Annotated in this window: 9 protein-coding genes; 6 read left to right on the top strand and 3 right to left on the bottom strand. The window is 54.0% G+C overall.

Going from position 1 to position 14568, the window contains the following annotated elements; genetic code table 11:
* The first annotated feature begins 187 nt into the window (after positions 1 to 187).
* The 6 genes from LX87_RS24790 (at position 188) to LX87_RS24765 (ending at position 10409) form a co-directional block, all read left to right on the top strand.
* Positions 188 to 1771 carry an NAD(P)/FAD-dependent oxidoreductase gene (locus LX87_RS24790; protein ID WP_111630983.1) on the top strand — a complete coding sequence of 528 codons (1584 nt, stop codon included), beginning with the start codon at positions 188 to 190 and terminating at the stop codon, positions 1769 to 1771.
* A complete protein-coding gene (locus LX87_RS24785; protein WP_111630982.1) occupies positions 1764 to 2402 on the top strand; it encodes an NUDIX hydrolase in 639 nt (212 codons plus the stop codon). Before LX87_RS24790 ends, LX87_RS24785 begins: the two co-directional genes overlap by 8 nt.
* Positions 2403 to 2844: 442 nt before the next feature.
* Positions 2845 to 5505: a DNA gyrase/topoisomerase IV subunit A gene (locus LX87_RS24780; protein ID WP_111630981.1), complete on the top strand. Its 2661-nt coding sequence runs from the start codon at positions 2845 to 2847 to the stop codon at positions 5503 to 5505.
* A 1-nt stretch (position 5506) separates the two neighbouring features.
* Positions 5507 to 6214: a SanA/YdcF family protein gene (locus LX87_RS24775; protein ID WP_111630980.1), complete on the top strand. Its 708-nt coding sequence runs from the start codon at positions 5507 to 5509 to the stop codon at positions 6212 to 6214.
* Between the two features lie 493 nt (positions 6215 to 6707).
* On the top strand, positions 6708 to 9368 hold the full coding sequence (gene cphA / locus LX87_RS24770) for a cyanophycin synthetase (RefSeq protein WP_310587948.1): 2661 nt from the start codon (positions 6708 to 6710) through the stop codon (positions 9366 to 9368).
* Positions 9369 to 9569: 201 nt separating this feature from the next.
* Complete coding sequence (locus LX87_RS24765; RefSeq protein WP_111630978.1) at positions 9570 to 10409, top strand: cyanophycinase; 840 nt, start codon at positions 9570 to 9572, stop codon at positions 10407 to 10409.
* A gap of 3 nt (positions 10410 to 10412) precedes the next feature.
* On the opposite strand, the gene LX87_RS24760 is transcribed toward LX87_RS24765, so the two are convergent.
* The 3 genes from LX87_RS24760 to LX87_RS24750 all read right to left on the bottom strand — a co-directional run bounded on the left by LX87_RS24760 (position 10413) and on the right by LX87_RS24750 (position 14523).
* Positions 10413 to 11333: an isoaspartyl peptidase/L-asparaginase family protein gene (locus LX87_RS24760; protein WP_111630977.1), complete on the bottom strand. Its 921-nt coding sequence runs from the start codon at positions 11331 to 11333 to the stop codon at positions 10413 to 10415.
* 9 nt (positions 11334 to 11342) lie between these two features.
* On the bottom strand, positions 11343 to 12245 hold the full coding sequence (locus tag LX87_RS24755) for an LEA/WHy family protein (RefSeq protein WP_111630976.1): 903 nt from the start codon (positions 12243 to 12245) through the stop codon (positions 11343 to 11345).
* 181 nt (positions 12246 to 12426) lie between these two features.
* Entirely contained in the window at positions 12427 to 14523 is a 2097-nt protein-coding gene (locus tag LX87_RS24750) for an NHL domain-containing protein (RefSeq protein WP_111630975.1), read from the bottom strand.
* Positions 14524 to 14568: the final 45 nt, after the last annotated feature.

Genomic DNA, 14568 nt, shown 5'->3' with positions numbered 1-14568 from the left:
ACCGGAACGCCCCATCACAGGGTCAAAGATAGGGTCAGGGCGTGGAAAAACGAATGATAAGTTCAGGTCAGCCCGTGTTAATTCAAGTTGATTAAATAAATTTACCAATTAATACTAAAATAATATAAGAAATAAACGGCGAACCTGAAACGGGGTCCGGTTGTTGAGCTTATAGGAAATAATACCTATGATTCATTCGCTTTCATTAACGCTTGAACCCGATATTGCTTTTGATAACACGGCTTTTGAGCGGGAAATATACAACCGATTACAGCTTCCGGCCGACCTGATTGCCCAGCCGGAACGTCCCGTCGTTCGTAAGCTGCGGCAGTCCATCGACGCCCGTTCACGTCAGGTTAAGGTACACGTCGATGCCGAAATCTATGTGGACGAACCACCACGCCCGCTGATTGCCTACCAGAAGTCGTACCCGGATGTAAGCCACGCCCGCCCGGTGATTGTGGTGGGGGCCGGTCCGGCGGGTTTGTTTGCGGCTTTGCGGCTGGTCGAACTGGGCCTAAAACCCATCGTGCTGGAACGCGGCAGCGATGTCCGGGCGCGTCGGCGCGACCTGGCCGCCATCAATAAGGACCACAAAGTAAACCCCGAATCGAACTATTGCTTCGGTGAAGGCGGGGCGGGTACGTATTCCGACGGCAAGCTCTATACCCGTTCCAAAAAGCGGGGCGATGTGCGTCGGATTCTGGAAATTTTCGTGGCCCACGGAGCCACGGAGCAGATTCTGGTGGATGCCCACCCGCACATCGGCACCAACAAACTGCCCGAGGTGGTGGTGGCCCTGCGGCAAAGCATCATCGAAGCCGGTGGCGAGGTCCGGTTCGACACGCGCATGGTGGATCTGCTGATCGAACAGAACGAAGTCAGGGGCGTGATAACCGACCGGGGTGATGAACTGACGGGTCTGGGCGTCATTCTGGCGACGGGACATTCGGCCCGCGACGTTTTTGAATTGTTGCACCGGAAAGGAATTACCATCGAGAGCAAACCATTTGCGATGGGCGTCCGGATTGAACACCAGCAGTCGCTGATCGACCAGCTTCAGTACCACCGGCCCGAGCGGGGCGATTACCTGCCCGCGGCTTCGTACAGTCTGGTGACGCAAACCCGGCATAAAGGCGTGGAACGGGGTGTTTTCTCGTTCTGCATGTGTCCGGGCGGCTTCATCGTTCCGGCGGCTACGGCCCCGGGCGAACTGGTTGTGAACGGGATGTCGCCCTCACGCCGGGATTCGAAGTACGCCAATTCGGGGCTGGTCGTGGCGGTTCACGATACGGATTTGAACAACTATAAAGAATACGGTCCACTGGCCGGAATACACTTTCAGAAAGAACTCGAACAACGGGCCTGTCAGCTCGCGGGCGGTAACCAGACCGCCCCGGCGCAACGGGTTTCCGATTTTGTGAACGGTAGGGTTTCCAAAAGCCTGCTGCCGACTTCATACCAGCCCGGTCTTCAGTCGGTTGATATGCAGGCGGTATTGCCCGAAACGATTGCCATGCCCCTGAAAACCGGTTTGCAGCAATTCGGAAAATCAATGCGCGGATACGTCACCAACGAAGCGCAACTGATTGGAGTGGAAAGCCGTACGTCCTCGCCGGTCCGGATTCCGCGTCGGCCCGACACGCTCGAACACGTCCAGATCAGCCGGTTATTTCCCTGTAGCGAGGGAGCGGGATACGCGGGCGGTATTGTATCGGCCGCGATGGACGGTGAAAAATGTGCTGAACAAGTAGCCAAACTATATGCTTGATCTTTCGTTTCATAGCTTTGCCAGTGCCCTCAAAGAACGACTGGCGGAACCGCTGCCCGGTGCTGAGGCCCATAAGAAAATGGCTTCGGCCTCGCGGCTGCGAACGGCTATGCAACCGAATGAACGCACCCGGCGCAGCGCCGTGCTCATTGTCTTTTACCCGTACCGGGGTTCTATTCTGGTTCCGCTTATTCTGCGTCCGCAGTACGACGGCGTTCACGCCGGACAGATGGCCTTTCCGGGCGGACGCATGGAACGAACGGATGAGAGCCTGATCCGGACGGCCCTGCGGGAAGCGCAGGAAGAAGTCGGCATTCGCGTGACGGATGTAAAAGTGCTCGGTAAGCTGACCGAGTTGTATATTCCCCCCAGCAATTTTTTCGTTCAGCCGGTCGTGGGTATTCTGCCTTACCGCCCGGATTTTTACCCCGATCCGCGTGAGGTGGAGCACGTTGTCGAGGTATCGTTAGAAGAATTGATGGATGAAACCATTATTGGTGCCAATGCCATTGAAGTACGCGGTACGATCATTGACGCCCCTTTCTATCAGCTTCAGGGCTTTAAAGTCTGGGGAGCAACGGCCATGATGATCAGCGAACTGCTGATGGTAATCAATTCGGTGCCTAAGTAACATCGCCATTTTCCAGCCCACCGATGGTTCGCCGTTGCGATTAAACCGTCCTTCCGGGACACCCGCTCTTTCACTGGCCCGAACGGTATTTATGACCGCAGGGGCTGATTTAAGGGAAGAAATACCGCATTCTGATTTATAATTACTATATTTGTAATACAAGTATCATATAACGTTTTCAGGAAAGAGCGATCAGGCAAAGCGTATAAAAGGGGAATGATTGCCCGGGCATAACCGGATTGACAGTCGTTCGTGCTTTTGTAAGTTTCTGATCTGGCGATATAGGGGTACAACGATTATGCTCATAATGCCGCATTTCAGCGCATTTAAGGCACTTTTTTCCAAAAAAGGTTGTATCTTTATAAAGCTATCGACGGTTTTTTTCCCGCCGAGCCCATCAAAACGATAGCATTTACCACCGAGTTTTACCGTCATTAGTCGAATGAGCGAAATTCTGGATCCCACTGAACTACCGGAAGAGCAAAATGAAAATACCCTCCACCAGCAAACCGTGGTGTCGGGCCTATACGAAAACTGGTTTTTAGAATATGCTTCCTATGTCATTCTGGAACGGGCGGTTCCGGCCGTTGAAGACGGTCTGAAGCCGGTGCAACGCCGGATTCTGCACGCCCTGAAGGAAATGGACGACGGACGCTTTAATAAAGTCGCGAACGTAATCGGCCAGACCATGCAGTACCACCCGCATGGTGATGCTTCGATTGGCGACGCAATGACCACCATCGGGCAGAAAAACCTGGTGTTCGATACGCAGGGAAACTGGGGTGATGTCCGCACCGGCGACGGCGCTGCCGCACCCCGCTACATCGAGGTCCGGTTGTCGAAATTTGGCAACGACGTTCTTTTCAATCCGCAGACCACCGAATGGCAGTTGTCGTACGATGGCCGGAAGAAGGAACCCGTCACCCTGCCCGTTAAATTCCCCCTGCTGCTGGCGCTGGGCGTGGAAGGGATTGCCGTGGGCTTATCGACCAAAATTCTGCCGCACAACTTCATTGAGCTGATCGATGCGTCGATCAATATCCTGAAAGACAAGCCCGTCACGTTATATCCCGATTTTTTGACCGGCGGTTACGTTGACATCAGTAACTACAACGACGGTAGCCGGGGCGGTAAAGTCCGCATTCGGGCGAAGATCGAGGAATTTGACAAGAAAACGCTGATTATCCGCGAAATACCGTTTGGCACCACGACGACTTCCATCAAGGATTCGATTATTAAAGCCAACGACGACGGCAAGATCAAGATCAAGAAAGTGGAGGATCTGACGTCGAAGGATGTTGAAATTCACGTGCATCTGGCCCCCGGTGTTTCGCCCGATATTACCATCGACGCCCTGTATGCGTTTACGGAATGCGAGGTATCGGTGTCGCCCAATGCCTGCGTGATTATCGGGGACAAACCGCACTTTGTTTCGGTTACCGACATTCTGAAAATCAACACGCACCAGACGGTTGCGCTGCTCGAACGCGAGTTGCAGATCCGCCGGAGTGAGTTGCTGGAAAAACTGCTGTATAGTTCGCTCGAAAAGATCTTTATCGAAAACCGTATTTACCGGAAAATCGAGGAGTGCGAAACGTTTGAAGCCGTTCTGGCTACCATCGACAAAGGACTGAAACCGTTCAAAAAACAGTTCTACCGCGAAATTACGGAAGACGACCTGATTCGGCTGACCGAAATCCGGATCAAGCGGATTTCGAAATACGACGCCTTCAAAGCCGAAGAACTCATGCGCCGGCTGGAACAGGAACTGGCCGAAACCGACGACAACCTCGCGAACCTGACCCGCTACGCCATCAGCTACTTCAAAGAGCTGCTCAAAAAATACGGCAAAGGACGGGAGCGAAAAACCGAAATCCGGACGTTTAATACCATCGCGGCCAACGTGGTGGCGGCCAACAACGCAAAACTTTATGTGGATCGGGAAGGCGGATTTGTCGGTACCGGCCTGAAGAAAGACGAGTTCGTGTCGGACTGCTCCGATATTGACGATATCATCGTGTTCCGGCGTGATGGCAAATGCCTGGTCACCAAAGTTCAGGATAAAACCTTCGTGGGTAAGGATATTATCTACTGCGCCGTCTTTAAGAAAAATGACGAGCGGAAGGTGTATAACCTGCTGTATCTGGACGGTAAATCGGGCATAACGATGGCCAAACGGTTTAGCGTGACCGCCGTGACCCGCGACCGGGAGTATGACCTGACTATGGGCAATCCGAAGTCGAAAGTGCTGTGGTTTACCGCCAACGACAACGGAGAAGCGGAGGTTGTCACCATCAATCTGACAGCCCAGAGCACAGCCAAGATCAAGCAGTTTGATTACAATTTTGCGGAGGTCGGTATTAAAAACCGGTCGGCGCAGGGCAATATTGTCACCAAGTATCCGGTTCGGAAAGTAAGCCTGAAATCGGGGGGCGTTTCAACGCTCGGCGGGGTCGATATCTGGTATGATGAACACCTGGGACGTCTGAACCGCGACGAACGCGGAAAATACCTCGGCAACTTCGACAACGGCATGAGCATTCTGGTGGTCTATAAGGATGGGCAGTATGAACTGACCAACTACAACCTGACCAACCGCTACGAACCGTCCGAAATTGCGATCCTGGAGAAATTTGATCCCGAGCGGATTCTGTCGACGGTGTACTACGAAGCCAATCAGAAGTCGCACTACGTCAAACGATTTAAGGTCGAGACCACGACGCAGGACAAGAAATTTAACTTCGTCGGCGATGCCAAAGGCTCGAAGATGCTGGCGGTTTCGGCCGATCAGCACCCGCGTTTCGAAATTGTCCACCAGATGAAAGAACGCGGACCGCTCGAAAAAATGGTGCTCGAACCCGAAGGTTTCATCGACGTGCGGGGTTGGAAGGCATTGGGAGCAAAATTGCCCTTTGCCAAAGTAAAGGAAGTGAAGTTATTGCCCCCACGACAGATTAATGAGCGGGAAATTGCGGAAAATAGGACAATAAATTCTAACTTACTAGTTGAAGAAGCGGACATCGATGAGCCCGTGGACGAACCATCCGCCATTGATGACAACGGTTCTGAGAAAAAAGTGCAACAACTAGGCTTGTTCTCATGACATGAATCCGATGCCGTACACGACTGGCCGACAATCCGGCGATTACAAGGAAGCCAGCCCCCGAACCCGCCTGCTGCGGGTGAAGCGTCTGCTCAAAGGCGGCATTGCCGTTGCCTTTGTGAGCGTTACGGTTGTGCTCCTTTGTAATTTCTGGGTCGTGTACAGCACCCGGAGTCAGGTGTATTTTGACATCAATAAGTTGCCGTCCAACGATGTGGGGCTGGTGCTTGGCACCAGCAAATCCGTCAAAAGCGGCAACGAAAACCTCTTCTTCCGGTACCGGATGGAAGCAACCGCCCGGTTGTGGAAAGTCGGCAAAATCAAGCACATTATCCTGAGCGGGAATAACGATTCGGAGTACTATAACGAACCGGCCGACATGAAAAAGGCCCTGATTCGGCTGGGTGTTCCCGAATCCGACATGATTCTTGACTACGCGGGCTACCGCACCTTCGATTCGGTGGTTCGGTGCAAACGGGTGTTTAATCAGGATAAGATTACGATCATCTCCCAGAATTTCCATAACGCCCGGGCTTTATACATTGGCAACCACCAGGGCATGAATGCCGTTGCGTTTGCCGCCCAGGACATTCCCGGCGGCTATTCGTTCCGCACGCTGATCCGCGAATACCTGGCGCGTCCGCTGGCGGTTCTGGATGTCTACGTGGTGCATCCCAAGCCGATCATGGACAACAAAGAAATCCGGTAACGCTCCAAACCGTATCTCCTTCCGGCTTTCTACCGATTAATCCCCTGATACAATTGTACCTCAGGGCGCCAACGCCGTACCATGCGGCAAGCCCCATCCCGAAGCGTTTACTGACGCTTATCCTCCGTTCATGCCCTCAACGTTTATCCTGTAACAATACGCTCCAACGCAGGTCTCAATAATCAACAGGCCGTATACTCACAAATTAAATTACCCGCCATAACTATTTACAAAAATCCAGGTTATTGAATAATATAAAGAATTAATTGAATCTAACCTCAACAGTATCAAGGCAATGGAGATTTGTAAGGCCCCAACACTATGTCAAATCCAAACGCAATAGACGCCTGAAAATGCTTTTAGCATGAATCAAAAAACAAATTTTACCCACAGACAGTACGTTTCCGTAAATTCTATCCTGCAATCAGGAACAATTTTCCCTTGCTGAGTTAACCCCTTACATCTATTTTACAGGAAGAGTGCAATGAAAATTATGGACATACGCGCCCTAAGAGGGCCGAACTATTGGTCAGTACGTCGGCACAAACTGATCGTGATGCGGTTGGATCTGGAGGAACTGGAGAATTTTCCGACCAATACGCTACCTGGATTTTACGAACGGATACAGCAATTACTGCCCAGCCTGTATAATCACCGCTGTTCGGAAGGGCGCCCCGGCGGTTTTTTCTACCGGGTTGAAACCGGTACCTGGATGGGGCACGTCATTGAACATATAGCGCTGGAAATCCAGACGCTGGCGGGCATGGAGTGCGGATTTGGACGCACGCGCGGAACCGGAGAGCACGGTATTTACAATGTGGTTTTTGCCTACGAGGAAGAAAAAGCCGGCATTTACGCGGCCCAGTGTGCGGTTCAGATTGCCCAGGCGCTGATTGATGGAACCGAGTACCCGCTCACGGCTACGATTAACGAACTGAAACGACTGCACGAAGAAAACCGGCTGGGTCCGAGCACGGCGGCCATTGTCAACGCCTGCCACCGGAAAGGCATTCCCGCCATCCGGCTGGATTCAGATTCATCGGTGCAATTGGGCTACGGTGCCCGCCAGAAACGGATTCAGGCCACCGTCAGCAGCCAGACCAGCGCCATCGCCGTTGAACTGGCCGCCGATAAAGACGAAACCAAGCGTCGGCTCCACAACGTCAACATTCCCGTTCCCGACGGCGAAGTGATCCAGACAGAAAATGATCTGCAAGCCGTGCTCCGGCGACTGGACTTCCCGCTGGTGGTTAAACCACTCGACGGAAACCACGGCCGGGGAGTCACCACCAACATCCGGACGGTTGAATCACTTTTCAAGGCTTTTTTGCTGGCTAAAATGCACGGTGAGCGCGTGTTGGTCGAGCAGTTTGCCGAAGGGCATGATTACCGGCTGCTGGTGATTGATTACAAACTCTGCGCGGTGGCCCGGCGGGTTCCGGCCTGCGTCGTGGGAGACGGTATCTCTACCATCCGCCAACTGGTTGATAAAGTAAACCAGGACACCCGGCGCGGGGATGGGCACGTTAACCTGCTGACGAAGATTCAGCTCGACGAAGCCACAATCAACCTGCTGAGCGAACAGCACCTGACGATCGACTCCGTTCCGGAGGACGGAAAGGAAGTGTGCCTGAAAAAAACCGCTAACCTGAGTACGGGCGGCACCTCAATCGACGTAACCGACGATGTACACCCCGAGATCAGGGCGATGGCCGAGCGGACCGCCCGAACCATCGGTTTGGATATCTGCGGAATTGACCTGATGGCCACCGATATTACCGTTCCGCTGAAAAAATCGGGGGCAATGGTTATTGAAGTGAACGCGGGGCCGGGCCTGCGTATGCATACCCACCCCACCGAAGGCAAACCGCGCGACGTGGGTAAAGCCATCGCCGATATGCTCTTTCCGGAAACCGCAGGTCAATCCATGCCGGGCACATCCATGCCGGGCCGCATTCCGATTGTTGCGATTACGGGAACGAATGGCAAGACGACCACCACCCGGCTTACCCGGCATTTGATCCGGCAGGCGGGGTATACCGTTGGCTTCACGACTACGGACGGTATTTACATCGGTGATGCGATGATTGAAGAAGGCGACTGCACCGGACCGGCCAGCGCCCTGAAAGTGTTGCAGGACCCGACCGTGGACGTAGCCGTACTGGAATGCGCCCGGGGCGGTATGCTCCGGGCGGGTCTGGCTTTTGACCAGTGCGATGTGGGCATCATCACCAACGTGGCCGCCGACCACCTCGGCCTGCGCGACATCAATTCCATCGAGGATATGGCCCGCGTCAAAGCCATTGTAGCGGAGAGCGTCAAACCCGGCGGCTATGCCATTCTGAACGCCGACAATGCGCCGACTTACGCCATGCGGGAAAACCTGAGCAGTCAGATTGCGCTGTTCAGTATGCACCCCGGGAGCGATCATGTGGTGGCCCACTACCGGGCGGGCGGTCTGGTGGCCGTTTACGAAGACGGGTTTATCACCCTCCGGCGCGGTAACGAACAAATCCGGGTGGAACACATCCAGAACATCCCGCTGGCTTTCAACGGTACGGCTCCGTTCATGATCGAGAACATTCTGGCGGCTACGCTGGCGGCTTTTTGTCAGCAGATTGCGGTTTCACAAATCGCCGAGGGACTGCGCACGTTTACGCCATCGTTTGAAAATACGCCGGGCCGGATGAATTTTTTCCGTTTCCAGCAACATTGCGTTCTGGTCGATTACGCCCACAACCCGCACGGTCTGAGCGCCCTGGGGCAATACATCCGGCAGGCCGACGCCACGTATAAAGTCGGCATCCTGACCGGTGTGGGCGACCGCCGGGAGGAAGATATCACCGAACTGGGCCGGGTGGCCTGCGGACTGTTCGACGAGGTCATCATCCGTTTCGATGCAGACAGCCGGGGCCGGGATACCAACCAGATTGCCGACCTGATTAAACAGGGCATTTGGGAAGTCGACGCAGCCAAACCCGTTCAGGTGATTCCCGACGAAATGGCCGCCCTGACGTATGCCCTCAAGCACGCCCAATCCGGTGCGATGATCGTTCACCTGTCGGAACAAATCCGGCGGTCGGTCGAAATTGTTCAGGAGTTTAAGGAGCTTGAAGACAAATTTGAATTGCAACCGTTGCTGGCAAAAGCCTGATTGGTCTGAATTTACCAAGAACTGGCCCGGCAGGATAGACAGATTCCTGCCGGGTCAGTTTGCTTGCAGGGAATCGTCGTACTTATTTTAAACCCCGAAAAAACCAAACTAATCCAGGGCCACGGTGTTAGTAAGAGGAATCGGCTGACCGTTGTGTAGGATCATCCGTTCCGTCGGTGGGGCTTAAATTCAACGTAAATTATGCAAATAAAGGGTACCTTGATTGCTATTGGAGGAAATGAAGATAAGGGCGCCAATGCCAAACCGCTGCACGTCCGGGATACCGTTCACCACTTTTTAAACTCGGGTATTCTCTACCGGATTATGACCGAAATCAACAATCCGGATGCCTGTCTGGAGGTGGTTACAACGGCTTCCAGCATTCCCAAATCCGTGGCACATCAGTATACCCGGGCCTTCCGGAAACTGGGTTATGAGAACGTCCGGACCATGCACATCACCTCCCCGCGCGAAGCCGACCACCCCGACATCCTGGCCCGTATCAAGCAATGTGGTGGCATTCTGTTTTCGGGCGGTGATCAGCTCAAACTGACGGCGGCTTTTAACGAAACGGATTTCGCCCGGATTCTGCACGAACGCTACCTGAACGAGCATTTTGTCATTGCCGGAACAAGCGCCGGAGCAATGGTGATGTCGGACCTGATGATTTACCCCCGCGCCCAGGAGAAAGACCTCCGCCCGGAAGTTGATCTGTTTCCCGGTCTGGCTCTGGTACACGACGCCATCATCGATACCCACTTTCTGGTGCGGGGACGGTTTCGGCGGCTGGCATTTGCCGTGGCCCAGAATCCCACCCATATCGGTATTGGTCTGGAAGAAGATACGGGTATTATTATCCGGAAAGGCAACAAACTCGAAGCGATCGGTTCGGGGCTGGTAACCCTCATCGACGGCCGCAGCCTGAAAGAATCGAATCATACCGTGGCCCAGGTGAAACACGATATTTTCATCGAAAACCTGCTGGTTCACGTGCTGAGCCACGGAAACAACTTTACGCTGCGCAATAAAAAATTCTCCTGAACATCAGGCAAAAATAGCCACCTCGCCCTCTCCGGCTGCGTTGCGCCAACCCCGGTACATGCCCTCCGAATTAAACGGCAATGCCACGTTTCCGGACCGGTCTACGGCAATCAGGCCACCTTCGCCCCCCATGTCTTTCAGTTTGTGCTGCACTACCCAATCGCAGGCTTCCTGCAACGATAACCCTTTGTACTCCATCAGACAGGAAATATCGTAAGCCACCACGGCGCGGATGAAAAACTCGCCGTACCCGGTGCAGGACACGGCGCAGGTCTGGTTGTTGGCGTAGGTGCCGCCCCCAATAACCGGCGTATCCCCCACCCGACCATATTTTTTGTTGGTCAATCCGCCCGTCGAGGTGGCCGCGGCCAGGTTGCCTTTCTCATCGAGCGCAACGGCCCCGACGGTGCCTTTACCGGTGTTGGATCGGCTGTGATCCAGTTGGGTGCGGTTTGCTTCCTGCGCTTCTTTAAGCTGCTGAAAACGGTAGTCGGTGTAGAAATAGTCATCCGGTTCAACGGCAAGTCCCTGCTCCCGGGCAAACTCTTCGGCCCCCGGACTCAACAGAAAAACGTTTTCGGATCGCTCCATGACGGTCCGCGCCAGTGTGATCGGATTGCGAATGTTGGTTACCCCGGCCACCGCCCCGGCTTTCAGCGTCTGACCACACATGATGGAGGCATCCATTTCGTGCCTGCCATTGGCCGAAAACACCGAACCCCGTCCGGCGTTGAATTTTTCAAAGTCTTCCAGACTGCGAACAGCCTGCTCAACGGCATCGAGCGCCGAACCACCCCGGGCCAGCACCGCATAACCGGCATCGAGCGCATTTTCCAGTCCCTGACGGTATTCTTTTTCCTGCTCCGGGGTAATCTCTGATCGGCTAATCGTTCCCGACCCTCCGTGAATGGCAATCGTATACATGCTTGTTGATCAGTCTTTTTTAAAATCGGCCAGCGTTCCCCGAATAACGGTATTCATCTGGCTGTTGTGGATGACCGAATTGCCGCTTTTGTCAATCAGCTTACAGCGTAATGTAACCAGAAAGGGGGTATCTTTTTTGTCAAACAGCATCTTCGGCAGCAATTCCAGCGTTTGGCCGGGCTTGAGCGTCACCGGGAAAACCACCGGTGTGGTGGCCTGCTCCTTGATCAGGATTGGTTCCGGCTGATCGCCCTCCGCAATTTGTTTGCCGTTGATGGTTACCGTGTAGTGGGTATCTGTAAAGCTAAACGGGAAACGGTTCTTATTGGTTATGCTTACTTTGGCGGCCACATCGGTTCGTTTCAGGCCCACCTTGCCAAAATCCAGATCGTCTACCTTGACGTCCAGCAGGTAAAAGGTCGGCAAACGGCGGGTAATTGTCTGCGTAAAGGTCCGCTCGCCCAGAATCGGCACATCAAGATCAAACTGGCTGCGAACGGTATAGGTCGTGCTATCAATGTCTTTGCGGTCGAGGGTTTTCAACACCGTCATCAGCTTTTGATTCATCACTTCCATCGGCAGGGTAATTAGCGTGCTGTCACCGGATTCGACCTCAATGGTTTTTTCGTAGGCATCCTCCACGATGGGCGTGTTTGCCATCAGCACGGTATACTTCAGCCCTTTGGCTTTGAACCCCACCGGCAACGGATTATCAATCAACATCTTCACGTTCATCTTAATCCGGTCGTCGTCGATACTGGTGATTTCGAGGGTACTCATTTCGAGCCGGGGTTTGAGCGTAGCGTTCCCCGATTCGTTTTCAGCCCGGCTTTTCAACCGACTATACCAGATATACGCCCCAATACAGCCGATCAGCAGCAAGCCCAGCGCAACGATCCATCCTTTTTTCATATTTGTCGCAAAAGATATCTACTAGCCAAACCACGCCGGGGGCGAGTAGTCCGGCGACGGATTAAAAAATGAGCCAATGGCGGTTAAACACGAGCGCCAGCAACGCAACCCACTGGCTACGCTGCTGGCGCATTAACAGTACGCTACTTTGTGTCAATCCCGCGAGGCCGGGCGCATCCGGCTACGGCTTTTTAATAACCTTATAGTGTTGAGTTTCCGAGCCTGTACCTACCCGTAAAACGTACTGACCTGCGCCCAATTGGCCCCCAATGCGCGGTTCCTCCTCACCAACAACGCCCTGCCAGACCAGACGCCCCAGCAGATCATACAGGCTAAGAGGTTGTCCGATTGTACCCCGGCCCTGCATTCCAACGGTGAAAGTCTCCCGAAAGGGATTGGGATAGACGCGCAGACTACCCGGTTTAAACCCGCTTTCGGCCGTTAGCCGGGCGGCTGGAGACGAGTCCGTAAACTGAAAATTCAAGGTCAGCGATTTACCCGCCGTACCGCTTCCGGAGGTTTGGGTATACGGTGTTGCCGTCAGGGTGTAACTGCCGGGGGCGGGCATCCACGACCGATACGTTCCCCCCTGATCGCCAAACAACGCGTAGGGAGCGTCGGTTTCCGTCTGCGTCCGGGTCTGTTCACCGCTCAGTTCCATCACCACCGAACCTACTGTGGCCGGACGCGTGTTGGCCCGAATGTTCAGCTTGCGGGTCGACAGGCTCGCCAGGTCCACCGTCTGCCCTGCCGTCAGTTCCTGAATGGGCTGCTGCGATTCCGCATTAATCAGGCTAAAACTCACTACTTCCAGCTGATCGGCGACACTAAAACTGATGGTCAGTGGTGTGCCCGGCGTTCCCGTTCCGTTCGGTCCGGTATAGGGCGTAGCGGTCAGGGTATAACTCCCCGGGGCGGGTCGCCAGGTGTGGTAATCGCCGTTGGAATCCTTGAATAAACTGTAGGGCGGCACCGTCTCGGTTATGCTATGGCTCTGCTGACCGCTTAAGTTCATGACGACCGAGCCAACGGCACCCGGATTTGTGTTCGCCCGGATATTGATGGTACGACTGGGCAAACCGGCCAGAACGATTTCTTCACCGGCGGTGAGTTCTTTGATGGGCTGATCCGTTTCGGCGTTGATCAAACTGAAACTGGTCACCTCCAGCGGAACCGATACCGCAGTGATCTTTCGAACGCGGTTGTTGTTATAGTCGCTAAAATAGAGGCTACCCTGCGTATCCATCGCCAGGTAGTTCGGGCTTATGCTGGCTTCCAGCGGATGCCCTCCATCGCCACTAAAGCCCCGGGTTCCATTTCCAGCCACGGTACTAATGATGCCATCGGTGCTAATCTTTCGAATGCGGGCATTACCGGAATCATAAAAATAAAGGTTGCCCTGTTTGTCAACCGTTAAGCCGCCGGGACCATTGACACCGGCCGTAGCCGCCGGTCCTCCGTCGCCACTAAAATCCCGGGGGCCGCTGCCGGCGATGGTCATAATGATGCCATTGGTGTCGACCCTGCGAATACGGTAGTCGTCAGAAAGATAGATATTGCCCTGATGATCCACCGCCAGATCGCTGGGATTATACAGGTAAGCATTGATCGCCAGCCCTCCATCGCCCAGAAAACCCCGGATACCGTGACCAATGACGGTCGTTATGATACCGTCGGTGCCGATTTTGCGCACGCGCAGTCCATCAATAAAGTAAATATTTCCCTGTGCATCCACCGCTATACTACTGGGATTGCTGAGCACGGCTTTCACCGCCCGTCCGTAATCTCCGGAGTAACCACTGTAGCCGTTACCCGCCAGTGTCGTAATAATTCCCCTGGTATCGACCTTTCGAATGCGTAGATGATTAAAGACGGTAATATAAAAGTTTCCCTGCGCATCCACCGCTACATCCGTCGGCGTATAGAGGGGCGAACTGGTGGCCGGTCCGCCATCCCCGTAAAAGCTCCCGGTAGAACCCAGGGTTGTCCCGGCTACGGTTGTAATGATGCCATCAGGAGCTACTTTCCGAACCCGGTTATTTCCCACATCAACAATGAGAACATTCCCCTGCTGATCCACGGCGACACCACCCGGCGAGTATATACCCGCACTGGTAGCCGGTCCGCCATCGCCACTAAACGAACGGGACCCGTTGCCGGCAATGGTTGTAATGGTTTGCGCCTGTAAACAAAGGGGCAGCAAACCCAACGTCAAACTAAGGCTGACGGCGCAAACCGCAACCGAAAGAACACGATAGAAGCGTAAAAGGTAGGTCATACCGGTACAGGTTTTAGGTGAACAGACAATACAACATGGCGCTGT

Origin of the sequence: Larkinella arboricola, assembly GCF_003259745.1 — a bacterium.
Classification (GTDB): Bacteria; Bacteroidota; Bacteroidia; order Cytophagales; family Spirosomataceae; genus Larkinella; species Larkinella arboricola.
Note: the sequence above shows the minus strand (reverse complement) of the source record. Positions and strands in the feature narration are given on the sequence as shown.